Origin of the sequence: Parafrankia irregularis (genome assembly GCF_001536285.1) — a bacterium.
In the GTDB taxonomy this organism is placed as follows: domain Bacteria; phylum Actinomycetota; class Actinomycetes; order Frankiales; family Frankiaceae; genus Parafrankia; species Parafrankia irregularis.
The window spans coordinates 1-22,232 of the sequence record NZ_FAOZ01000054.1 but is presented as its reverse complement, the minus strand read 5'-3'; the positions used below and the strand labels follow the sequence as shown (position 1 = coordinate 22,232).

Here is a 22,232-nt window from a genome sequence, read left to right as displayed (position 1 = left end):
TAGCCCCGGTAGTCCGCTGTGGACAGAACACCGGTCGTTGGACATCGACTGGACATATATCGCGGCCATTGGACATCTAGACCGGCGTCCCTACAGTCGGCCTTGGACCGGCCGGACAGGTGCTGTCATCGTCGGTCCGTCTACTCGAAAACGACGTTTCGGGCAGCTTCCAAGATTCTTGGTCCGAAGATTCCGATCACGGTGAGTGCAAGGGCCGCCAGAAAGGCGATCCAGATCACCTGCTCGGTGGTGGAGCCCCGGTCACGGTCGTCGGGCGGTGCCTTGGTGTAGCGGTCGACGGCCTGCAACCACCAGGCGTAGAAACGGGTGAACACCGAATCCTCCGACATTTCACAGTGATTTGGATATTTGGGTCAGGGCTGGATAGAAGACGAAGACGATGAAGCCGATGGCGATCAGAACACCGGGGACACTCATCCGTTCGGTCGCGGCGTTCGCGTCCGCTTCGGCGTCGTGAGCCTGGCGGACGCGCAGCGCGGCAGCTTTGGCTTCCAGGCTTTGACGGACCCGGGCCCCTTCGGTACCGGCGAGCGCGACCGCGTCCGCGAGTTCCGTCAGTTCCGAGATCTGAAGATCCGCACCGAGCCGGCCCAGCGCGGCCCAGGGGCTCACGCGGGTTTCGCGAGCGGTCCGCAGCGTCCGGCGGATCGCCACGAACGGCCAGCCGGTGCCGATGGTCGCTGCGTCGGTCAGTGCGGTCTCGACACCCGCGCCGCCGGCGAGGAGAACCTGGATCAGGGACAGGTAAGCCGACAGCGCATGCCGGAACGCCCGACGCTGACGCGCCGCCTCGGCTTTCACGGTGAGGTCGGGCAGCAGGAATCCGCCGATCGCCAGGCACAGCGCGAGCGCGACCGGCACCGCCGGGGGAAATGGCCGGCCACCCGTGGCGAAGGCCAGTCCGACGGCCGACGGGAAGAGCAAGCCGGCAAGGCCTGCGGTGGCCTTCTCTGCCAGGTGGGCCTCGACGGAGCGGCCGAGTGCCGTCAGGTCCTGGCACAGCGATGTGGTGGGCAGGCCCGCCGCGCGCAGCACGCCTACGAACGGCCGTCCCGCCCGCACGGCCCACCCACCCTGCTCGTCCGGCACGACCGCCGCAACGTCGGGCGTCGCCCCGGCGGGAGCCGCCGGGGCGGGGTCGCGCCGGGCCAGTACCTCCTCCAACGACGGCCGTGGTGGGAACAGCCACACGGCCAGCGCCCACAGACCGACGCCGACTCCGGCCGCCAGGAGCATCAACAGCACGCTCATCCCGGTATCCGCCCCATGGCCGCGGAGACGGGTTCCGCCGTCGCGGTCTCGTCGCCGCGCAGGAATCGGCCCGGGTTCTCAACCTTCGACATGCGCTTCAACCACACGAACCCGGCGACGAAGATCGCCCCAACGGCGAGCAGGACCATCTGTCCGGTAGCTGTGCTGTAGGGGGCCAGGAAAGCACGGTTGAAGATCACCAGCCCGCCGGCGAACACCAGCGAGGTCACGACGACGACGCGCATCGTGGTGCGCGTGCGGGCACGGCCGACCTCGATGCGGCCCAGCATGTCGACCTGGGCGCGGGCCGTGGCCGCGAGCTGGCCGAGTAGCCCGGACAGCTGCCGGGCCTGATGCTCGCTGGCCAGGATCAGAGCGCCGATCACGAGATCGGCCAGCGGGTCATCCAAGTCGTCGGCCAGCGCGCGCAGTGCCGGGCCGAGCCGTTCGCGGCGTTCGACGCGGGCGGCCAGGAGCGCGATCTCGTCGCGGATCGCGGCCGGGGCGGCGGGCGCGGTCGCCACGATCGCCTGCTCCAGACCGGCCGCGGCGGCGAGGGTGTCCCGCAGCTGCTCGGCCCACACCGCGATGCCCTGAGTACGGGCGATCTGCCGTGCCTGTTCCCGGTCGGGGCCCAGCATCCGCGGCAGCCCGTACACCCCCATCGTGATCAGCAGACCGCCGACGACCCAACCGGTCACCGCGCCCGCGACGATCCCGCAGGCTGCCGCGGCGGCGGCCCACCGGCCGAACCGCGGGTTCGACCGCCACGGCCGGGGCACCACCAGCCTGCGACGAGGACGGTCGGCGGCGTCGTCGTCCGGCCCACGCCAGCCGTAGACGATCAGCAGCAGACCGGCGCCGACCCCGAGGCCGAGGAGCCCGAACAGGCCGGTCATCCCCACCACCCCTGCGACAGCAGGTCCGGGTCCAACCCGGCGTCGATCAGGTCGTCGAGCAGCTCGCCGGTCGGCGGGGCCGCCGGCATGCCGCGCCTGTCCGGGCCGGGCCGGTAGAGCTCGTTGGTGACCACCTGGGTGCCGTCGGCGTCCACGACCTCCCGCACTGACGACACCACCCGTCGACCGCGTTCGCCGCGCGGCTCGGCCAGGTGGACTGCGACGTGAATCGCTGAGGCGATCAGGAGGTTCGTAGCCTCGACGGGCAGCCGTTCCGGGCCCTGCACGGCGTAGCTGGCCAGTCGGGTGAACACGCCGCGGCTCGTCGAGGCGTGCAGGGTGGTCATCGAGCCGTCGTTGCCCTGGCTCATGGCGTTGAGCATCGGGATCACCTCGCTGCCCCTCACCTCGCCGACGATCACCCGGTCCGGGGACATCCGCAGCGCGGCCCGGACAAGATCGGAGGCGGAGACCGCGCCCTCGCCTTCGGTGTTGGGCTCGCGGACCTGCATCGCGACCACGTCCGGGTGGGCCCGCTCGTCGGCGTCCAACCCCAGCTCGTAGACGTCCTCGACCGTGACCAGCCGTTCGCTGGGCGGGATCTGGTCGGCGAGCGCGAGCAGCATCGTCGTCTTCCCGATCGCCGTCCCACCGGCGACCACGATGTTCTTCCGTGCCCTGACCAGTGCGCCGAGCAGCGCTTCCAGCCCGTAGTCGATCGTGCCGTTGGCCCGCAGCGCGGACAGGGTGACATGGCGGAACCGGTGCCGCCGGATGCTCACACTCGGCCGTTGCGTGACGGCCATGACGGCGAACACGCGGCTCTTGTCGGCCAGGTGGAAGTTGACCATCGGCGCGCCGCGGTCCCAGCGGCGTTCCTCCACTCCGGCGCGCGCGGCCAGGTCACGGATCAGCTCGACCAGCTGGGTGTCCGAGTCGGTGATCGCCGCAAGCCGCTGCCGGCTCCCGTCGGACCGGCGGATGAACACCCGATCCCCGTTGATGTTGATGTTCTCGATCGACGGGTCGGCCAGGAGCGGTTCGAGGCCGCCGAGCCCGAGGACCTCGGCGAGGACTTCATGGATGACACGCTGCTCGTCTTCGGGCGTCAGGACCCCCGCACCGCGGGCCAGTTCGGCGCTGGTGTGTGCTTCGGTCAGATCGACGAGCACCGACAGAGCGAACGCCTGCCGCTCGTCGGCGGTCAGCGGCGGGGAGCCCGCGTCCTCGTCCGCACGCAGCCGCCGCGCGAGCGCCGCCCGCAGCCCCTCGCGCAGCCGGCCGCGCAGCGCGTCAGCCGCCGACCCGGAGGCACGACCCGGAAGATCAGTCGGCGCGGCCGGACCCCCACCGCCACCGCTCCAGGGGGCGAGTGGGCCGGGCCAGCCCGATCCGTTCCCCGATATCGGACGGCGCAGGTCGTCGGGCCAGGACGGGACCGTCATCGCCGCCCCGCCCGCGTCGGGGCCGGCGGCAACGCGGCCCGGCCCTCGAACCCGCCCGGCGCCGCATCCAGCGCCGGGCGTTCCACGTCGGCCGGCGTGGTGGTGGCGAGATGGTTGGCCATGTCCGCCACGGTCCGGCCGAGCTTCGACCGGCCGATCCCCGTGCGGGTCTGGCGACGACCGGCGAGCACCTCCGCGGCCGGGGTGTCATACGGCACCGGACCCAGCACCCGCGAACCCAGCACCCGGGCGATCTCCCGAACCCGGTATTCCGGCGCCTGGCGTGGCTGGGCGACGATAACGACATACCAGGTCGGCACGCCCCAGCCCTGTACCACCTGCATCCGCGCCGCCAGATGCGCCAGCTCGTCGTCCCGCGCCCGTCCCACGAGCAACAGCACGTCCGCCGCCCGCAACGCCGGCAGTACGGGTGAGCGCGGATCGAGCCGACCACAGTCCACGATCACCGTCCGGCCGCCCGTCCGCGCCGCCGACCACAGCAGCGACCAGCCCCCGCCGTCCAGCTCACCGAGCACCTGACTGGCCTGCTCGGCGCCGGCGGGGGCCGGGATCACCTGAAGACCACCGGGCAGCTCGTGCACGTGGTCGTCGACCGGGCGGGCGTGCCCGCCGCGGCGGCCGGCAGCGGCGAGCGTGACCAGCCCCCGGCCGCCTGCAAGCAGCTCGAACCGGGCACCGAGGTCGCCGCCCGCAGGGTCGGCCTCGACCACTAGCGGCTCCCCGCCGCCTGCCGGCCAGCGATCCGCCAGCGCCAGCGCCAACGTTGTCGCCCCTGGACTGCCTTTCAGTGAACCCACCGCAATGATCAAGGCCGGGTCACCCGCCCGTGCCGTTGACCGTCACGACGCCGACCTGCCGGGCCGGCGCCGCCGCCAGCGCGCGGGCATCGGCCTCGGCGAGCTGGAGCGACACCACCGTCGTCTGATCGGTGTCCGCCGCTACCACGGCCACGACTGTCGCCGGCCACGACCGGGCGGCATCGGCGGACGCGGTCGACACCGCGCTGGCCGCGGGAGCGACGACCACGGCCACCCGCGAGCCGGCCGACAGGCCGGTGGGGAACTGGCCGGCCTTCAACGCCACCGCCGCGATCGCCTCACCCCGGGGCGGGACCTGCGCGGCACCCACCGCCGCCCGGCTGAGCACCGTGCCCGACGGAAGGCTGTATGCCACCGGCCGGCCCAGCACGGTGTCCTTCGACCCGGCCGGGATGGTGTCGAGGCCGTCGGCGGAGATCCGCGCCTCCCGTATGTCGGCCGCCGCCAGGACGTGGCTCACCGCGACCGGACGGGCCAGCACCAGCACCGGTGCCCGTGACCCCACCCGGGCGCCCGCGAGCAGACCGGCGGTGGCGCAGCCGATCACGAGCACCACTCCGAGAAGCAGATACGGCAGCCGGCGCCGCCGCCGTGGACCACCGGTCAACCGCGCGGCCGGCGCCGCACCGGCATGTCGGGCGCCGCGCTCCGCGCCGGCGGTACGTGGCACGGATGACGGGGCGGTCACCACGACACCTCCTCGCCGCGCATCCCACGGCGTCGGCGTGCCCCAGCGGCTCGCCGGGCCGCATCGATCGTGGTCGTCATCAGCCACCGCCTGTCGTGAGCGCGGGAACATCGATCACCCGGGCCGCCGTCGTCGACACGGTCGTCAGCCCCGGGAACGCCCCCGCCTGACCGGCGCCGGCCCAGGTCACGTCCCAGCGCACCGTCGCCGTCACCGCGAACGTCCCGCCTGGCGTGTCCAGCGAGCGGCGGCGGTAGGTGTAGCCGCAGTCCGGCGACGCGTTCTTCGGATTGGCCCCGTCCGGGAACGGCGTTCCCGGACCAGTGCACGTCACGGTTCCGCCGTCCCCGAGCGACCAGGTCACCTGCACGGGCTTGGCGACCGCGGTCACCGACACCCCGCCCGCCGCCGCGGTCGCTGCCACCTGGTTCCACCCTGCCGCGTCCAGCCACAGCCACGTCGGCAACCCCACCAGCTGATCCACGGACGGGTTCATCACGATCGGCGGACTGGAAAGCCGCAGCTGGCTGCGCGCCTGCTCCGCCAACGCTTCCGGGTCCGGCGCCGGCCCTGCTGCCGCGTCGGGAATCCACACCGGTGCCCGATACAAGGCGTCCTGCTCACCGCCCGAGGTACACCGGTAGACGTACCAGGCACCCGCTCCCTGCCCCGGCTGTGACGCCACCGGCCGCACGGACAGCTCCGACGGGCGGAACGCCGCAGGCCTCACCACCAGCCCACCCGCCGCAGGCGACGAATACGCCACTGCTTGGAGACCGGGGGCCGGAGGCTGGAAGTCGCTGCGCGCATAGGCACAATCCGCAATCGGCAGCGACGGTGCGTCCAACGCCCGATCCCCCGGCGCAGGCGAGGCCGCTCGTCCCCCGCCCGACGGCACAGAACCTTCATCCGGCAGCGGGACACCGCCGTTGTCTCCGGCAAAAAGCTCACACCCCGGGTACGGATTCTGGGTGCACAAGGCCGAGCCGAACTTGTCGTCGGCGAAAGCCGGCGTGGCCAGCACCCCGAGTGCCGCCATCCCGAGCACGAGCAGGACAGCGCCTCGCCGTATCAGCATGATCCCGGATCGCCGATCCCGAACCGGGTGACGCGCCACTTGCCGTCGGTGTGCACCCGCACCTCAGCGAGAACCTTGTGCAACGCGCCCGGCTTGTCGTCTAGCAGAGAACCGTCGGCCCTGTACCGCAACCAGTGCCGGGCATCGACACAATCATCAATCATCGCCCATGTAGGAGTGTCGTCCGGGCTCACCGATGTCACCTGGGGGCTGTTCACCGGAGCACCCTTGGAGACCAGGCCATTGTAATGGTCGGCGTACAGATCACGGCTTAGGAACTGCAAAGCATCGCCAGCGGCGTACTGGGAAAGATACGATGCCTGCCAGTCGGAGGTATGACTCGCCTGCGTGTACTTCTGCCACATCCCAAGATATGCGGCCACCGCGTCCCGCCGCGCGATAACTGCCGGAGCAGTCGGCATGGGCGACACGGACGCGGACGGTTGGATGGACGCCTCCGCGCCGGTGGGCGTCGGGACGGGCTGCGGAGCATCTCCCGAATCGCAGGCGGCGAGAGTCACCATGGCAGAGATCAGGGCACCGGCGCTTACGGTCCGTGGCCATGTACCGCGGCGCCGTGCCGATCGACGAGTCCCGATCTCCATCGTGCTCCACCTCGCAGGCCGTTCCACCCGGGGCGGTTACCCGCCCGGCCGGGTAGATCTCAGATGACCCTCACCCTCTATGACTACTCCGGTGGCAGCGATTTGCGGCGTTCTAACTTTTCAGTCCGTTCGGCGTCCCAGCGCGAAATGACTCAGAAGAGCTAGGTCATCATGGTCCGGACGGGCGGTCCCAGTGAACCGCTGGGACCGCCCGTCCGGGACCACGGTGTCCTGTCCGACTGAAACGAGCCTGCTCGCGGAAAAGTCCAGCACGGCGAGCATCAGGCTTACTCTCATGTGAACCATCGGTGACGCGCTGCGCACCAGCACGGCCAGTGGCAGCGACGCTAGTACTCCAGCCCGACTTTTGTGATCAATTGAGTTGGAGTGCTGCGGCCTGGCGCTGGTAGTGGCTGGCTTGAGCGCGTGCTTGGTGGCGACGCCGCCACCAGGACCAGGCCAGGACGAAGCCGGCGGCGGGCTCCGGCCGGGGGAACGCGAGGCAGACGAACAGGTGGCGGACCTCGTTGACTGTCAACGGGATCAGTTCGTCGGCCGACTGGGTGTCGTGGGCTCGGGCGGTGGTCACGGCGAGGAAGGCGTAGGCGAGCATCGCGAGCAGGGTCCAGCGGTGCCAGGAGGTCCAGCGGCGGACCTGGTGTTCGTCGAGAGCGGCGAGTTCCTTGCTGTTCTGGAAGTCGTCCTCGACGGTCCAGCGGATGCCCGCGACCTGGACGTAGGTCGCCAGCGGGACCGGGCTGGGGCTGTGGGTGCGGTAGAACGCGTACTCGCCGGTGTGGATGTTGCGGCGGATCAGGAGATGGTGGGAGCCAGGGAGGTCCTGGTCGCTGGTGGCGATGAACGCCCAGTCGTAGAGCCGCTGGCCTTTGGCGCCCTGACCGGCGGAGATGCGGGTCCAGGCATGGGTGGGCAGGGTGACTGCGAGGTCGATCGCCCTGCGTCTGCCGGCTTTCGTGTCGATCTGGTGGGACCTGGCGACGGCGAGGACATAGCCCAGGCCGCGGCGGGCGAGCGTGGCGCGTAGCGCCGGGTCGTTGCCGTAGACCTCGTCGCCGGTGACCCAGCGGGCCGGGACTCCGACGTCGAGCGCTTTTGCGATCATCTGTCGGGCGAGGGTGGGCTTGGTTGCGAACGTGACGCTGTCGGGCACGCCTGCGGCTGCGCACCGCTGCGGGTCCGATGTCCACGACACCGGCAGGTACAGGGCGTTGTCGAGGAAGGCATGCCCGGCCGGGGCCGCGTAGGTCAGGTAGACCGCGACCTGCGCATTCTCGATGCGCCCCGCGGTGCCGGTGTACTGACGCTGGACACCGACGGTCATCGTTCCCTTCTTCAGATCCCCGGTCTCGTCGATGACGAGAACAGCGTCGGGATCACCGAGCTGTTCGACGACGTAGTCACGCAGGTCGGCGCGTAGACCGTCGTCGTCCCACACCGCGGCGGCCAGGAAGTGCTGCATCCCGCCCGGCGAGGCATCTCCGGCATGCTCGGCGAGCGCCCAGCAGTTCACCCGCGGCAGCCCAGCCATCAGACCCCGCAGGAACGACCGCGCCCGCCTGCGTGACTCGACACGAGCGAAACGACCATCGATCCGAGCACCGAGGGCCTTGAACTCCTGCCGCCATCGGTCGGGGTCTACGCTGGGGCACACGGCCACCGGCCGATCTTCGAGAGTCCACACAACCCCCGAGGATCACCGGTGGCCTCTCTCGTTCCAGGGCCAGCCCCCCCCACTCGGCCCCGCCACCCAACCCCAACCCACCAGATCTAAACGATCACAGAAGTCCGGTTGGAGTACTAGGTGGACCTAACACACTACAATAGTCGGATGGCCGGGGAGAATCGCACTCCCCGGCTCCCACAGAACGGAGCGTGATGGTCTCCCATCACTCCGCTCTTCTCATCCAGCCAGCCAGAAGTGCGGCATCCAGGCCCAGTGCGCGAACAGCTTCCGGTCTCTTTTGACGACCGCGAGCCACCACGACTGGACGTTTCTCAGCGCCCTCAACCGCTTGTATTTCTTACGTGCCCATCGCACCAGGTAGGCGTTGATACTCCTGAAAAGCGGATACATCTCAGATCGGTTATACCGGCCCCATAGTTCATCCAACCTCGCACGATCGGGTTTATCGCACTCGCGAGGTCGTCCAGAGTCCGCCCGGTACGCCTATGCATCCGCCAGGAACGGACCTCGGCTTTCTTCGCCGTCAGCTTGTCCGCGCTGATCGCGGGAGCGAACGAGGTGAAACTGCACCTGGCCGCCGCGTTCCACGCCTTGCGAGGACGGAACGTGTACCCGAGGAACGAGAACGACGTGTGCTCGTGCGCGCCCCGCCTGCCGTCGTCCTTGCAGTACACGACCCTGGTTTTAGCCCAATGCCGTTTACAGACCTTGAAAGGTCGGGGTCTGGGTCACGGGGGTTGCGGGTCGAGTTCCAGTCCTGTCTGGCCGAGGAAACCGTCGATCAGTTCGGGTCGGTATTGGATGCGTTTGAGCAGGGTCTTCACGGTGGCGGCGAGCTGGTCGACGATCCAGGCGGTGTGGTTGGCCAGCTGCCGTTTGACGTGCGCCCAGACTCCTTCGGTCGGGTTGAGCTCGGGGGCGTAGGCGGGCAGCGCCACGACGGTCAGCCAGTCCGTGTGGGCGGTCAGGAACTGGCGCATGGTCTGGCTGCGGTGGGTGTTGAGGTTGTCCCAGCACAGGATGATCGGGGCACGGAGCTGGTGGTGCGCGGCGGTGATCAGCGTGGCGTAGTCGTCCTCGGCGAAGCTGCGGCGTTCCCCGACCCGGCCGCGGTGCGCGGCCAGCCGGTAGGACAGGCGAGGCCGCTGCCCGGGCCGGTAGCAGACCGCGGCGGCCATCGACACCCGGCCCGAACCCCTGCCGCAGACCCGGACGGTCGGTGTCCGGCCCCGGGGCGCCCAGGTACGGGCCACCGGCGGGCGCAGGTTCTGGCCGGCTTCGTCCTCGAACACGATCCAGGCGCCGGTCGTCGCCGCTAGCCTTGTACCTTCGCCCAGGTCTGCGCCCGCCAGGCTGCGATGGTGCCCTCGTCACGCTCGGCGGCGCGGCGGGCGGGGACCTGCGGGCTGTAGCCCATGCGGTGCAGCAGATACGAGGTGCCACGCAGGGTGTAGCGGACGTGGAACAACCGGCCGATCAGCACCGTGACCCGGGCCAGGGTCCACCGCTGATCGTCCCAACCGTGCGCGGCCGGGCCCCGGGCCAGCTCGACGCGAAGCCGGTCGAGCTGACGGTCGGACAGTCGGCAGCACGCCCCGCTCGGCCCCCGCGACACCAGCGCCGTCTACCCGCCGGCCCGCCAGCTGCGCTTCCACTGGTAGGCCGACTTGCTGCTCACCCGCAGCTGCCGGGCGACCTCGACCGGATCGATACCCTGGGCGAACAGGTCCGCAGCCCGTAACCGGACCGCTTCCCGGCAGGCTCGACCCTCCGCGGTGAGACCACCACCATCCGCATACCTCATACCTCCGGTATGAGCCGATATCGATCAGTCCATACCCGGCCAGACCGGATGTGATCAAGCAGATCCCGACCGTTCAAGATCTGTAATGCAGCCTGGGGCGGTTTGAAGCCCCCCACCGGGCGGCTCCGAGGGGCCACAAAACCCTCATCATCTACGCAGCACCGCATCGAGCAAGACCGCCTACCTCAACCCAGCCTCACTCTCCGCGTTCGTGGCGCACAGAACCGTCTGATCTTGGTGCAGGGCCCTGAGATCACCGTCCGGCCGGTCTCCACGAGGCTCCTGGCCAGGGACGATGTCCAGTGAGCACCCGGCCAGCAACTTCGCCCGCCGGATCGAACACACGTTCCGTAGACCTGGCGGGTCCGAACGGCATCGCCTGCGTCTCCCCTCCGGCGACGGCGAGCGTGACCGCCGCAAGGGTCCCGTGGGCCAGCCGGGTGTCGCGCAGGCGCGGCAGGACCCGGCGAATCACCAGGCCGACGCCGATCATGCCGGCGATCGCGAGGAGCCGCCCGAGCTCGATCCCCAGATTGAACGCCAGCACCCTCGGCACGAGAACCGTCATGCGGAAGCCCGAGATCCTGAAGGCGCGTCGACAGGCCGAGCCCGTGGACCAGCCCGAAGCCGAACACAGCGACGGCGACCCAACACCACCGTCGGGGCTGCCCGACCACACCGACAACCCCGACGAACACCAGGCTCAGCGCCACGACGATGTCCACGGCCGTCGGGTTCACCCGCCACGCCTCGACGGTGGCCGCGAACAGCGTGATGCTGTGCCCGGCCGCGAACAGGGAAATCGTCTCCACCGCCCGGCGCGGACGCCTCGCCAGCACCAGCACCCCGGCGACGAACAGAAGGTGATCCCAGCCCAGCGGCATGTGCTTGATACCGAGAGGGATGAAACCCTCCACCGTCTCGCTGGCCGCACCGATGCCATGTGCGGACGCGGCCTGGGCACTCGCGAGGAGAACCAGCCCGATCGTGCCGCTCAGGATCACGCCACGGCGGGCGGCGATCAGTGTGCGAGGGCCTCTCCGGGGACCGGACACCGCGGCAGGAGGGATGGGTCCGGGGTGGGACCGTCGGGAGGCGGGGCTGTGGTTCACGGCTCGGAGCGCCGAGGCCGACGGGTCCAGAACAGTACCAGACGTATGCCGACGACAGCCGCGGAGAGGAGCACCGCGATGAAGCAGCCGGTGCTCCCGGAGCCTTCCTCCGCCGCCGTGGGCGAGGTGCTGGGCGCCGCCACGTTCGGGGATGCCACGCTGGCGGGCTGCGGTGTGGAGCCGGCGGGGGCGAAAGCGGCTCGGGGCGGACGGGCGGCTGATGCCATCCGTCCACCACTGGCCGCCCGAATCGCGCTGGGCCCCGGTCAGGCTGGCTGGCGCACCCCGGTGCAGCCCCGGTCAATGCGCCCGGTGATGAAGTAGCCCACCAGGTCTGCGGCGCAGTCCGGATCCTTCAGGACGGACCCGTGTACATCGTCGTTGACGGTGAACACCGTGCCGCCAACCGCCGCATGCGTTTGTGTCGTCCACTGGAATGGAGAGAGCTGCTCATAGCGATGTCCGGCCAGCACGAGTGAGCCGTCGTCGCGCCGCGGCCGGAACTCCTGCACCGGCAACGGCCAGCCGGCGCAACCGGCGGAGAATCGGCCGGCCCGGCCGGTCACCGGGTTACGCTGCACCCGTTGCTGGTAGGCCGCCCAGGCGGAGGCGAAGTCGAGCCTGCTCGGGTCCTCGTTGCAGAAGACGGCCTGGTTCATCGTGATGTTGAAATGTTCCGGCGCGTCCGGGGTCATGCGTCGCGGAGCGCCGGCGAGGATCTCGCGGGCGGTGGTCGGCGCGGTCGGCCCGGTGGCGTCCCGCAGCTCCCGCAGGGCCAGGCCGGCGCGTGCCCAGTCCGGGGAGGTCTGGCTAGCCAGTCTCGCGATCGCCGCGCCGTCGAGCGCCTGCGGCAGGTCGGTGAACCGCCGCGGATGCGCGTCGTAGTCTTGGACGAGCGCAAGGATCGCGGCCCGCACCTGCTTCTTCGTCATCCCGAAGCCGTAGCTGGCGTTGCGCGCCGCCAGCCATTCGGCCATCCGGGCGAAGTTCCGCTCGATCGCGTCGGCCCGGCCGTCCTCGAAGGCGGTCACGCTGAATGTCGGGAGCGCCACGCTGTCCAGGAACATCCGACCGACGCTGTCCGGGAAGGTGCTGCGGTACACCATTCCGAGCCAGGTACCCCAGGACACACCGAGAAAGTTCAGCCTGCGCTCGCCCAGCCCGCGCCGCACCAGGTCGAGGTCGCGGGCGACATTGAGCGTGGTGAGCTCGCCGAGGAAGTCCGGGTCGCTGCGCCCGCACCTGCCGTTCGCCGCCGCCTCCTGCTCGAAGACACCGCGGGCCGCCGCCTCGGTCAGCGGCCCGGTCTCGGGCCCCGGCTGGCCGGTCTCGGGCCCCGGCTGGCCGGTCGGCGCGGGGGAAGCCCCGCCTGGACTGCCGAGCGCGCACTGGACCTTGGAGCTGTAGCCGACGCCGCGTGGGTCGAAACCGATCAGGTCGTACCGAGCGTTCAGCCGGGCGGCAGCGTCGTTCAGACTGCTCACCTCGACCGGCATCAGGTACCCGCCGCCACCCGGTCCGCCCGGGTTGAGTGCCAGGCTGCCCAGCCGGTTCGCCTGGTCCACAGCCGGTAGCCGGGTGATCGCCACGGTGATCCGCCGACCGTTCGGCGACCGGTAGTCAAGCGGCACGCTGACCGAGCCGCACTCCAGCCGGTTGAGGAGGGCCCGGGCCGCCGGCAGCTTGTCCTCGGAGATCCCGCGGTCGCGCAGGACGTCGTCCGAGTAGGCGCGGCAGGGCTCCCAGCGGATCGTCACCGGGCCGGCGCCGGCGCTCTCGGTCGCCGCCACCGAGGACCCGGCAGCCGGGGAGCAGCCGACGAGGGACGCCGCAGCCAGCGCGACAGCCGTCATCGCGGTCACGGCGCCCGCCGTCGAGGCGCGGACGCGGCCACCGGAGCCGAGACGAGGACGGGCACGGGGATGCGGGCGGGCATGGGGACGGGGAAGGGCTGCGAGGCAACGGAACGCGCCCGGGCCGCGGGTGCCGCCAGGCCAAGTAGACGGTGGGTAGGTCATGAGGGCACCGTCGCGCGGCGTGATGTCTTTCCGCGTCTGCCCGTGCGCACATGACGAGGTCTGTCGCGGGAGGTACGCCGGGCCGCCAGGATCCCTCTCAGGACAGACGCCAGCAGGGTCGAACGACCGTACGATCAGAGAATCATGGCCGACAGCGGGATCATGACCAGCCGACTGGGCGTGGCAGTGCGCGCCTGGTCCAGCGGGCCGTTCGCACGTGACGTGCTGCTGGCGGCGGCGTTGCTCGCGGCCGGCGTCCTGCTCAACGACCCGAACGCGATGGTCGGTGGGACGCTGCCGGGTTTGTTCGATGACGGGCGGGCGGGACGGATCGCGCTCTGGTGGGTCGCCACGGCCGCGGCGGCTACCGGAGTCGCGCTGCGCGGGCGCTGGCCGGTCCCGATGCTCGCGCTCTGCGCGGTGGGGGCGGCGACGCATCTCGCGTTGGTCGTGCCGCTCATGGTTCCGGACCTCAGCGTGCTGATCCTGCTCTACACCGTCGCCGCCCGCCTCGACCGGATGCGCTCGCTCGCCGCGCTGACCGGACTGCTGCTGGCCGCCACCGGGGCCAGCCTTGCCTACGCCCTGAACGCGCAGGCCGCGGGCGGTCTGCCCGACGCGCTGCAGTCGGTGGTGGCGGTGCCGATGGCAGGCGGCGGCCCGACCGCGCCGGTCGCACCGGGGTCACCCGAACCGATCGTGATGGTGCGCCGTAGCGCCTGGTCGACCGCGTGGAGCGGGCTGCCGGTGATCGGCTCAGTGCTGGTCGCAGCCTGGGCGGTAGGGGCCGGTGCACGTAACCGTCGGGCGTACCTCGACGAATTGCGGGCGCGCGCTCATGACCTGGAGCGGGAGCGGGACCAGCGGGCGGCGCTCGCGGTGGCCGACGAACGCGGGCGGATCAGCCGGGAGCTGCACGACGTCGTCGCACACGGCCTGTCCGTGGTGGTCATCCAGGCCCAGGGGGCTGCCGCCGCGCTCGATGCCCGGCCCGCCGAGACCGGTGCCGCGCTCGACGCGATCGTCCGGACCGGTCGCGACGCGCTCGCCGACATGCGCCGCGTGCTCGCGGCCGTGGACCAGGTCGATGATCCCTGGCATCCACAGCCCGGTCTCGCTCACCTGCCGGCGCTGGTGGCCCGGGTACGCCAGGCCGGCACACCGGTGCGGCTGCGCATCGAGGGCACCGCGGCGGCACTGCCAGCCCCGGTGGATCTCTCGGCCTATCGCATCGTGCAGGAGGCGCTGACCAACACCATGAAACACGCGAGCACAGGCGCGACGGCCGACGTGGTCCTCCGTTACGAGAACGACGAGATCTTCGTCGACGTCCGCGACGACGGGCATGGCACGGCCGTCAGCGCAGACGGGACCGGCGGGGTAGGCGAGATCGGAAGAATGCGCGAGATCGGCAGGCCCGGCGACAAGACCCGCGCGCCCGGCGCGCCCGGCGGCAACGGACTGCCGGGCATGCGCGAACGGGTGCGGCTGCTCGGCGGGCGGCTCACCGCAGGGCCCGCGCCGGGCGGCGGCTTCGTCGTACGCGCGGCGCTGCCCATCGCCGCCAACACTTGGCCGCCGCGACCGATCGGCAAAGCACGGGCCGAAAGGTGGCGCGAGACATGATCCGGATACTGCTCGCCGATGACCAGGCACTGGTCCGTACCGGCTTCCGGATGATCCTGGAGAACGCGCCGCACATGGCCGTCGTGGGTGAGGCCGACGACGGCGCGCAGGCCGCTGCAGCGGCGCTCGAGCTGCGTCCCGACGTCGTCCTGATGGATGTGCGGATGCCCAACGTCGACGGCGTCGAGGCGACCCGGCGGATCTGCGGCGCCGATGTGACGCGCGTCGGCGGCGACGAACGTGGCGGCCGCACGGGTGGTACCGACAGCGCCGAGGGCCGTGCCGCCGATGCGACTGCCGGCCGGATCCGCGTGCTGATCCTGACCACCTTCGACCTCGACGAGTATGTCTACGCCGCGCTGCATGCCGGCGCGAGCGGGTTTCTGCTGAAGGACACGCTGGCACCCGACCTGCTCTCGGCGATCCGGGTGGTAGCTCGCGGCGACGCGGTGGTGGCGCCCAGCGTCACCCGCCGTCTGCTCGAGCGGTACGTGGGAACCAGTCCGGCCGCGGTCCCGCCGCGCAGCGTGGATCGTGGCCTCGACCTGCTGACCGAGCGCGAACGCGAGGTGCTCGGGCTCATCGCACGCGGCCTGTCAAACATCGAGATCGCCGGTCGCCTCTTCCTGTCCGAGGGCACGGTCAAGACACACGTCAGCCGGATACTCACCAAGCTCGGCCTGCGCGACCGGGTGCAGGCCGTCGTTCACGCCTACGAGTGCGGCCTGGTGCGGGCCGGGGCGGACTGACGTCACGGCGGATGACTGGTCACCTTCATCGTCGATCATCTGCGGAGGGAGATCGGCAGGGTGCACTTCTGGGGGAACGCCCACGCCCAGCAACGCCTGCACAGCTGGATCACGGTGCGGGTCGCCGACGTGTCCATCGACGGCGACGACCTGTTCGACCAGGACCGGGCGGAGGCCATCGCCGACCAGATCGTCGAGTTGGCACGACACAACCACGCCGCAGTCGTCACGACCGTCCCGCCCACGGTCGGCTGAATGCCCCACCGCACTGACAGCAGCAGCCCGCCCGGGACTGGGTCCAGGGGCTGGCGATAGACCACACCGCCTCGCCGGCCCAGTCGACGCAGTCCGACGGGCCGACCCCTACACTTGCTCTATGACAAGCAGCGAGGGTGCGCGGATGACGGTCGGAGGATTGGACTTCGTCGTCCGCGCCTCCGAGCTCCGTCGGACCGTCGGGATCACCGTCGACCGGGACGGAACCCTGCTGCTGCACGCCCCAGCTGACGCCGACCCGGACCGGCTGGCACGGTAGGTACGCGGCCACCGCTCGTGGGTCCACCAACGCCTCGCGGAGAAGGATGTCCTGCTCTCCCCCGCGGCCGGCGAAGCAGTTCGTCAACGGAGAGGGCTTCGACTACTCGGCCGGCACTACCGCCTGCTCCTCACCGCCGATCCGACGGTGGACGACGGCGTTGCCCTCCCCCGGGCTGGCCGCCCAGTCGCTGGACGCCGCTGAACTCCGGCGTCCCCGGTGCGCCTCGCTCGGGGCCGGATACACCTGCCCCGAAGCCTGGCCGCGACAGATACCGACGGCGCCGCAGCGCTGACCGGCTGGTACAGGCACCGAGGGGCAACCTGGCTACCACCCCCGCATACGCCCCTAGGCCAGCCGCATGGGCGTCGACATCACCGGCCTCGACGTCCGCGACCTCGGCCACCGATGGGGCTCGCTCAGCACCACCGGCCGAATCAACATCCATTGGGCGACCATGCAGCTACCGGTCAGTCTCGTCGACTACGTCCTCGTACACGAACTCGCCCATGTCTACGAACGGAACCACACGCCGACCTTCTGGCAGCTGGTCGAGCGCGCCCTGCCTGATTACGAGACCCGCAAAACCAGGCTCGCCGCCCTCGGCCCGACCCTCTGGCTTGGATAACAGCAGCCGATCGCCTGGGATCAAGGAACGGTGGCTGCCCTCGCAGGGAACTCTGTCCCTGACTTGTCTAGAAGCAGCGGCAAAGGAGTTGCCGGTGGCTCGTATGCGCCAGGCGTCGCCATGGCGTCATCGACGCTTGGCTGGACCGTCCTGCTGGGTGCTGCACCACGGGCAGATCACAGTCGGCGCGGACGCGGGCACGGTGAACTGCGCGCGGCACGGCCGCCGGGATCTGCCCGAGCGCCAGCGACGCCACCGCTGCCCGGTACAAGCGATGGCCGTGTCGCAGGGCGGTTCGTCGCCGAGGATGCGCGTCGCGGCACACCGCGCAGACAGGCTCCGGAGGCGCGGCGACGAGCGTCGGATTCTCTTTGGTCGCCGAGATGATCCGCCGATAGCTGGAGTGCGGCGTGGCACCGCCGCAGACATCGCAGTCCAGATAGAGATCCGACCGGGGTGTAGGCCGCCACACATCCCGCGCGATGAAGGCAAGCCCCGATACAAATTCGCGCACCGTCATCTCGGGACCTTCTGGTTCATGACCGCGCGATTTCCGGCTCCTCCGCACGACACACCATGATCCCGGCCGATCGATCAGTCCGCCAGTGAACGACGCCAGATCCCACCGGAGACGCCTTAGGAGTGCACGCTGGCGGTCAACGTCCCTTGACCGATCAACCCCTGCTGCTACGCCACGTAGTCGAGACCTGTCGATGCGACTGGGAATCGAACCAAACGATCAACGCCCCGACCTGGCCATCTTCTATTCGATCAGTCATCAGATCTCATAGATCTCATCTATCAACGTCGTCCGCGTAGACCCCACCGGAACCAGCTTCCAACTCGTCGGCAACGGACCCGTCTGCGGCCAAGGCCAGACCGTGTCCTGACACCACCCACCGGTCTCACCCTCAGGGGCGGCCTCGCCCCCCAGGGGTGGGGCCTTCGGCCTTCTGCACGAGTGAGGTCGGCGGCAGAAAACGCTCGCCGTAGCGGGCCGCGAGCTCCCGAGCCCGCTGAACGAAACCCGGCACGCCGCCCGCATAGCCATTGATGTACTGGATGACGCCTCCTGTCCAGGTCGGAAAGCCGATTCCGAGCAGCGAACCGATGTTCGCCTCGGCCACGGAGCGCAACACGCCCTCGTCGAGGCAGCGGACCGCTTCCAGCGCCTCCACGAACAGCATTCGCTCCTTCATGTCCTCGAAGGGCACCGCCGACTGCTTGCCGGTGAAGTGCTCACGCAGGCCCAGCCAAAGGCCGTCGCGCCTCCCGTCCACGTAGTCGTAGAAGCCAGCGCCACCGGCACGGCCGGGACGACCGAAGTCATCGATCATCCGGTCAATGACCGCCTCTGAGCCGTGGGTGTGCCAGGAACGCCCGGCTGCCAGCACTACGGCCTTCGTCTCCTCTCTGATCCGGCGCGGCAGCGTGAGCGTAAGCTCGTCCAGCAGCTGCAGTGGCGGAGCCGGATAGCCGGCCTGCGCGGCGGCCTGCTCGATCGACGCCGGCTCTATCCCCTCGCCGATCATCGCGACGGCCTCGTGGAGGAAAGTCATGATGACACGGCTGGTAAAGAATCCTCGTCTGTCGTTGACGACGATCGGTGTCTTGCGGAGCTGCTGCACAACGTCGAGTGCCCGGGCGAGCGTCGCATCACTGGTCTGCTCCCCGACGATGATCTCGACCAGGGGCATTCTGTCGACCGGCGAGAAGAAGTGCATGCCGATGAAGTTCTCCGGCCGCCGTACGCCCTGGGCGAGCTGGCTGATCGGCAGGGTGGAGGTGTTGGACGCCAGCAGCGCGTCCGGAATGACCACATCCTCGGCCTGCTGGAAGACCTGCTGTTTGAGGTCGGGGCTTTCGAAGACGGCCTCGACGACGAGATCCGCGCCGGCCAGGTCGGCGGCGTCCGCTGTCGGGGTGATCCGGGCGAGCAGCGTCGCGCCGGCCTCAGGTGTCAGGGCCTTCCGCTCCACCGCCGTGGCGACGAGCCGTTCGGAGTATGCCTTACCCCGCGCCGCGGCTTCGACCGAGACGTCCTTGAGAACCACCTCAATACCGGCCTTCGCGCAGGAATGGGCGATTCCGGCACCCATCATCCCGGCACCCAGAACGGCCACCCTGGTCGCCAGGAAAGTCGGATGACCTGCCGGCCGGTTACCACCGGAGTTGATGTACTGCGTGTCGAAGAAGAACGCCTGGATCATGTTCTTTGAGACCTGACCGGTGACAAGATCGGCGAAATAGCGGGATTCGATCTGGAAGGCGGTGTCGAGATCGACCTGGGCGCCCTCTACCGCGGCTGCGAGAATGGCTGCGGGCGCCGGCAGGTCGGCGCCCCGCAGCTGCCGGCGCAGGTTCGCAGGCAGTGCCGGAAGAGTCGCCGCGAACTCCGGGTCGGCGGGTGAGCCCCCCGGAATCGAGTAGCCGTCCTCGTCCCACGGCTGCCGAGGGCTCGGATTCACGCTGATCCACGCCTTCGCCGCCGGCAGCAGTTCGGCCACCGAGCCGACCACCTCATCCACCAGGCCCAGCCGCGCGGCCTTCGCCGGGGTGTGCCGCTGGCCCTGCAGCAACACCTTCGACAACGCGCTCGTAATCCCGAGCAGCCGGACGGAGCGCACGATGCCTCCGCCGCCGGGCAGCAGGCCGAGGGTGACCTCGGGCAGTCCGACCGCCGTGCCGGGAATGTCGGCGGCGATCCGGTGATGCGCGGCGAGAGCGATCTCCAGGCCGCCGCCGAGCGCTGCCCCGTTGATCGCCGCGACGACCGGGCGACCAAGTGTCTCCAGCCGGCGCAGCTGGCGTTTCACCGTGGTCGCCTGGTCAATGACGGCCTGTCGGTCGGCCGGCCCCGCCCTGACCAGGTCGCGCAGGTCACCGCCGGCGAAGAAGGACTTCTTCGCCGAGGCCAGCACCACACCGGTGATGGATTCCACCTCCGCCTCAAGGCGGGCCACGGCTTCCTCCAACGCGGCGATGAACCGGTCGTTCATGGTGTTGGCGGACTGGCCCGGGTCGTCCATCGTCAGAACGACGACACCGTCGGGGTCCCGCTCCCAGTGGATGATGGCGGTTGGTTCGCTCATGTCTGCTCTCTCGCGTTCAGATGGCGGAAACGGCCGCCGCGAGGGCGAACATCCCTGCCGTGGACTTGACGCCGGGCGGCGGGCGGCGGCGTTCAGACCCGCTCGATCAGCGTGGCGACGCCCATGCCGCCGGCGACGCACAGCGTCACCACTGCCCGCCGGCAGTCACGCCGTTCCAGCTCGTCGATCACCGTGCCGACCAGCATCGCGCCGGTGGCACCGAGCGGGTGGCCCATCGCGATCGCGCCACCGTTGACGTTCACCTTCTCGTCAGGAAGGTTCAGATCCCGCTGGTATTTCAGGACGACTGCCGCGAACGCCTCGTTGATCTCAAAGAGGTCGATGTCGTCGACGCCGAGCCCGGTGCGGTCGAGCAGTCGGCGGGTGGCCGGCGTCGGCCCGGTGAGCATGATGGTGGGGTCGGCGCCCGAGGTGGCCGTGGCGACCACTCGGGCACGCGGGACGAGGCCCAACTCGACGCCGACGCGCTCGCTGCCCACGAGTACCAGCGCGGCGCCGTCCACAATGCCGGATGAGTTCGCCGCTGTATGCACATGGTCGATCTTCTCGAGGTGGTGGAACTTCTGGATCGCAACCGCGTCGAAGCCGCCTTCTTCCCCCACCGCCGCGAAGGAGGGCGGAAGCGTGGCCAGGCTCTCCAGGGTGGACCCGACGCGCAGGTGTTCGTCGCGTTCCAGGACCAGGATTCCGTGGTCACGGACGGGCACGACCGACTTCGCGAAGCGGCCGTTCCACCACGCGTCGGCCGCGCGGCGCTGCGACTGGACGGCGTAGCCGTCCACCTCTTCCCGGGTGAACCCCTCCAGGGTGGCGATCAGGTCGGCGCTGACGCCCTGCGGCACGGACATCACACGGTAGCTCGTCGCCGGATCACTCATCAAAGCGCCGCCATCGGATCCCATCGGTACCCGCGACATCGACTCGACGCCACCGGCGAGCACCAGGTCGTCCCAGCCGGACCGCACCTTCTGCGCCGCGATGTTGACCGCTTCCAGGCCGGAGCCGCAGAACCGGTTCAGCTGCACCCCGCCGACCGTGTCGGGCAGGCCCGCGAGCAGCCCGGCGGTGCGCGCGATGTCCGCTCCCTGGTCGCCGAGCGGGCTGACGACTCCGAGCACGATGTCCGAGAGCCGGTCGACGGCGAGGTTCGGGTTGCGTCGGCGGATCTCGTCGATCAGCCCGACGACCAGGGAGACGGGCTTCACCGCGTGGAGCGCGCCGGTCGGCTTCCCGCGGCCACGGGGTGTGCGGACCGCGTCGTAGATGAAGGCCTCGATGGTCACTGCGGTGTTTCCTTTCCTCCCGGGGGCGTCGCCCGGGTCATTGGAGGCAAGGCAGCTGGGCGTCCCAGTTCCCGGAGGGACCGGCCGCGGGCCGTCATCCGCCGGCCCACACCACCGGGCCGGCGACGATGGAGTGGCTGGTGAGTCGGCGGCCCAGGGTGGTTTGTGCGTCCCGTGCGGTCTGGATGAGCGCGGGCAGGTCGACGCCGGTCTCCACGCCCATCTCGTGGAACATGCTGACCAGGTCCTCGGTGGCGATGTTGCCGGTGGAACCGGCCGGGACCGGGCAGCCGCCGAGCTCGCCGAAGCTGGACTCGAAGCTGGTGCAGCCAGCCTCCAGGGCGGCGTAGGCATTGGCCAGGCCCTGGCCCCGGGTGTTGTGGAAGTGCGCGGTGACCTCGACGCCGGGCAGCCGGTCGAGGGCCGAGGCGAAGAACCGCCCGGCGTAGGCCGGGTTGGCCATGCCGGTCGTGTCACCGAAGCCCACCTCGACCGCGCCGGCCTCGGCGAACTGCTCGGCGAGGCCGAGCACCCGCTCCATCGGCACCGGCCCCTCGTAGGGGCAGCCGAAGGAGGTGGCGATGACGGCGCTCAGTCGCAGGCCTTCGGCGAGGATGCGCTTGGCCATCACGGTGGTGTCCGCCATCGTCTGCTCGACCGTGCGGTTGATGTTGCGCTGGTTGTGCGTCTGGGAGGCGCTGACGAACAGCCCGACGGCCTCGAACAGCCCGCGGTGGCGCAGAGCGTTGTCCAGGCCCCTGCTGTTGGGGACGAGGACCATCCGCTCGACGCCCGTGGGCAGGTCGACCCCGTGCAGCACCTCGACCCCGTCG

Annotated in this window: 24 protein-coding genes and 1 pseudogene; 5 read left to right on the top strand and 20 right to left on the bottom strand. The window is 70.2% G+C overall.

Features of this window, described 5'->3' with window-relative positions; all coding sequences use genetic code 11:
* Positions 1–140: 140 nt before the first annotated feature.
* The 16 genes and pseudogenes from AWX74_RS37650 to AWX74_RS37585 form a co-directional block, all read right to left on the bottom strand.
* Positions 141–335 carry a hypothetical protein gene (locus tag AWX74_RS37650; RefSeq protein ID WP_131799653.1) on the bottom strand — a complete coding sequence of 65 codons (195 nt, stop codon included), beginning with the start codon at positions 333–335 and terminating at the stop codon, positions 141–143.
* Positions 336–351: 16 nt separating this feature from the next.
* A complete protein-coding gene (locus AWX74_RS37645) occupies positions 352–1,272 on the bottom strand; it encodes a type II secretion system F family protein (RefSeq protein ID WP_091286859.1) in 921 nt (306 codons plus the stop codon).
* Positions 1,269–2,171, bottom strand: a complete 903-nt coding sequence (locus AWX74_RS37640) for a type II secretion system F family protein (RefSeq protein ID WP_091286856.1) — start codon at positions 2,169–2,171, stop codon at positions 1,269–1,271. The genes AWX74_RS37645 and AWX74_RS37640 overlap by 4 nt, the downstream gene beginning before the upstream one ends.
* Positions 2,168–3,616, bottom strand: a complete 1,449-nt coding sequence (locus tag AWX74_RS37635; protein ID WP_091286853.1) for a TadA family conjugal transfer-associated ATPase — start codon at positions 3,614–3,616, stop codon at positions 2,168–2,170. Before AWX74_RS37635 ends, AWX74_RS37640 begins: the two co-directional genes overlap by 4 nt.
* Positions 3,613–4,347 (bottom strand): MinD/ParA family ATP-binding protein, encoded by a 735-nt coding sequence (locus tag AWX74_RS37630; RefSeq protein WP_242666600.1) that lies wholly within the window; start codon positions 4,345–4,347, stop codon positions 3,613–3,615. Before AWX74_RS37630 ends, AWX74_RS37635 begins: the two co-directional genes overlap by 4 nt.
* A gap of 106 nt (positions 4,348–4,453) precedes the next feature.
* A complete protein-coding gene (locus AWX74_RS37625; protein WP_226930809.1) occupies positions 4,454–5,143 on the bottom strand; it encodes an SAF domain-containing protein in 690 nt (229 codons plus the stop codon).
* A 79-nt stretch (positions 5,144–5,222) separates the two neighbouring features.
* A complete protein-coding gene (locus AWX74_RS37620) occupies positions 5,223–5,876 on the bottom strand; it encodes a hypothetical protein (RefSeq protein WP_242666599.1) in 654 nt (217 codons plus the stop codon).
* Positions 5,877–6,214: 338 nt separating this feature from the next.
* Positions 6,215–6,745, bottom strand: a complete 531-nt coding sequence (locus AWX74_RS37615; protein WP_226930808.1) for a hypothetical protein — start codon at positions 6,743–6,745, stop codon at positions 6,215–6,217.
* A 454-nt stretch (positions 6,746–7,199) separates the two neighbouring features.
* The gene (locus tag AWX74_RS37610; protein ID WP_423212992.1) at positions 7,200–8,504 is read right to left on the bottom strand and encodes an IS701 family transposase; all 1,305 of its coding nucleotides are present in this window, start codon (positions 8,502–8,504) and stop codon (positions 7,200–7,202) included.
* A gap of 347 nt (positions 8,505–8,851) precedes the next feature.
* Positions 8,852–9,022, bottom strand: a complete 171-nt coding sequence (locus AWX74_RS41900; protein WP_242666601.1) for a group II intron maturase-specific domain-containing protein — start codon at positions 9,020–9,022, stop codon at positions 8,852–8,854.
* A gap of 237 nt (positions 9,023–9,259) precedes the next feature.
* Entirely contained in the window at positions 9,260–9,823 is a 564-nt protein-coding gene (locus AWX74_RS42915; RefSeq protein WP_207550502.1) for a transposase, read from the bottom strand.
* Positions 9,824–9,846: 23 nt separating this feature from the next.
* The gene (locus AWX74_RS42910; RefSeq protein ID WP_242666598.1) at positions 9,847–10,146 is read right to left on the bottom strand and encodes a helix-turn-helix domain-containing protein; all 300 of its coding nucleotides are present in this window, start codon (positions 10,144–10,146) and stop codon (positions 9,847–9,849) included.
* Positions 10,147–10,155: 9 nt separating this feature from the next.
* On the bottom strand, positions 10,156–10,335 hold the full coding sequence (locus tag AWX74_RS42905; protein WP_226930807.1) for a helix-turn-helix domain-containing protein: 180 nt from the start codon (positions 10,333–10,335) through the stop codon (positions 10,156–10,158).
* A 253-nt stretch (positions 10,336–10,588) separates the two neighbouring features.
* On the bottom strand, positions 10,589–10,903 hold the full coding sequence (locus tag AWX74_RS41885) for a hypothetical protein (RefSeq protein WP_226933200.1): 315 nt from the start codon (positions 10,901–10,903) through the stop codon (positions 10,589–10,591).
* Positions 10,904–10,955: 52 nt separating this feature from the next.
* Positions 10,956–11,252: pseudogene (locus AWX74_RS42750) on the bottom strand (HupE/UreJ family protein); the annotation flags it as partial.
* Between the two features lie 461 nt (positions 11,253–11,713).
* The gene (locus AWX74_RS37585) at positions 11,714–13,300 is read right to left on the bottom strand and encodes an alpha/beta fold hydrolase (RefSeq protein WP_226931603.1); all 1,587 of its coding nucleotides are present in this window, start codon (positions 13,298–13,300) and stop codon (positions 11,714–11,716) included.
* Positions 13,301–13,609: 309 nt separating this feature from the next.
* Here AWX74_RS37585 and AWX74_RS37580 point away from each other — a divergent pair, with 309 nt between their 5' ends.
* The 5 genes from AWX74_RS37580 (at position 13,610) to AWX74_RS41875 (ending at position 17,003) form a co-directional block, all read left to right on the top strand.
* The gene (locus AWX74_RS37580) at positions 13,610–15,091 is read left to right on the top strand and encodes a sensor histidine kinase (protein ID WP_091286829.1); all 1,482 of its coding nucleotides are present in this window, start codon (positions 13,610–13,612) and stop codon (positions 15,089–15,091) included.
* On the top strand, positions 15,088–15,840 hold the full coding sequence (locus AWX74_RS37575) for a LuxR C-terminal-related transcriptional regulator (RefSeq protein ID WP_091286825.1): 753 nt from the start codon (positions 15,088–15,090) through the stop codon (positions 15,838–15,840). The genes AWX74_RS37580 and AWX74_RS37575 overlap by 4 nt, the downstream gene beginning before the upstream one ends.
* A 60-nt stretch (positions 15,841–15,900) precedes the next feature.
* The gene (locus AWX74_RS37570) at positions 15,901–16,095 is read left to right on the top strand and encodes a hypothetical protein (RefSeq protein WP_226930805.1); all 195 of its coding nucleotides are present in this window, start codon (positions 15,901–15,903) and stop codon (positions 16,093–16,095) included.
* A 145-nt stretch (positions 16,096–16,240) separates the two neighbouring features.
* On the top strand, positions 16,241–16,375 hold the full coding sequence (locus tag AWX74_RS42225; RefSeq protein ID WP_278184688.1) for a hypothetical protein: 135 nt from the start codon (positions 16,241–16,243) through the stop codon (positions 16,373–16,375).
* A gap of 361 nt (positions 16,376–16,736) precedes the next feature.
* Positions 16,737–17,003: a M48 metallopeptidase family protein gene (locus AWX74_RS41875; protein WP_226930803.1), complete on the top strand. Its 267-nt coding sequence runs from the start codon at positions 16,737–16,739 to the stop codon at positions 17,001–17,003.
* 67 nt (positions 17,004–17,070) lie between these two features.
* Here AWX74_RS41875 and AWX74_RS37560 read toward each other — a convergent pair whose 3' ends face one another.
* From AWX74_RS37560 to AWX74_RS37545, 4 genes are all read right to left on the bottom strand, one after another.
* The gene (locus tag AWX74_RS37560) at positions 17,071–17,523 is read right to left on the bottom strand and encodes a hypothetical protein (protein ID WP_226930802.1); all 453 of its coding nucleotides are present in this window, start codon (positions 17,521–17,523) and stop codon (positions 17,071–17,073) included.
* 391 nt (positions 17,524–17,914) lie between these two features.
* Entirely contained in the window at positions 17,915–20,095 is a 2,181-nt protein-coding gene (locus AWX74_RS37555) for a 3-hydroxyacyl-CoA dehydrogenase NAD-binding domain-containing protein (protein ID WP_091286822.1), read from the bottom strand.
* A 92-nt stretch (positions 20,096–20,187) separates the two neighbouring features.
* Complete coding sequence (locus tag AWX74_RS37550; RefSeq protein ID WP_091286818.1) at positions 20,188–21,399, bottom strand: acetyl-CoA C-acetyltransferase; 1,212 nt, start codon at positions 21,397–21,399, stop codon at positions 20,188–20,190.
* A 94-nt stretch (positions 21,400–21,493) separates the two neighbouring features.
* Positions 21,494–22,232: hydroxymethylglutaryl-CoA lyase (locus tag AWX74_RS37545; RefSeq protein ID WP_131799652.1), on the bottom strand; the 739-nt coding region annotated here is incomplete at its 5' end.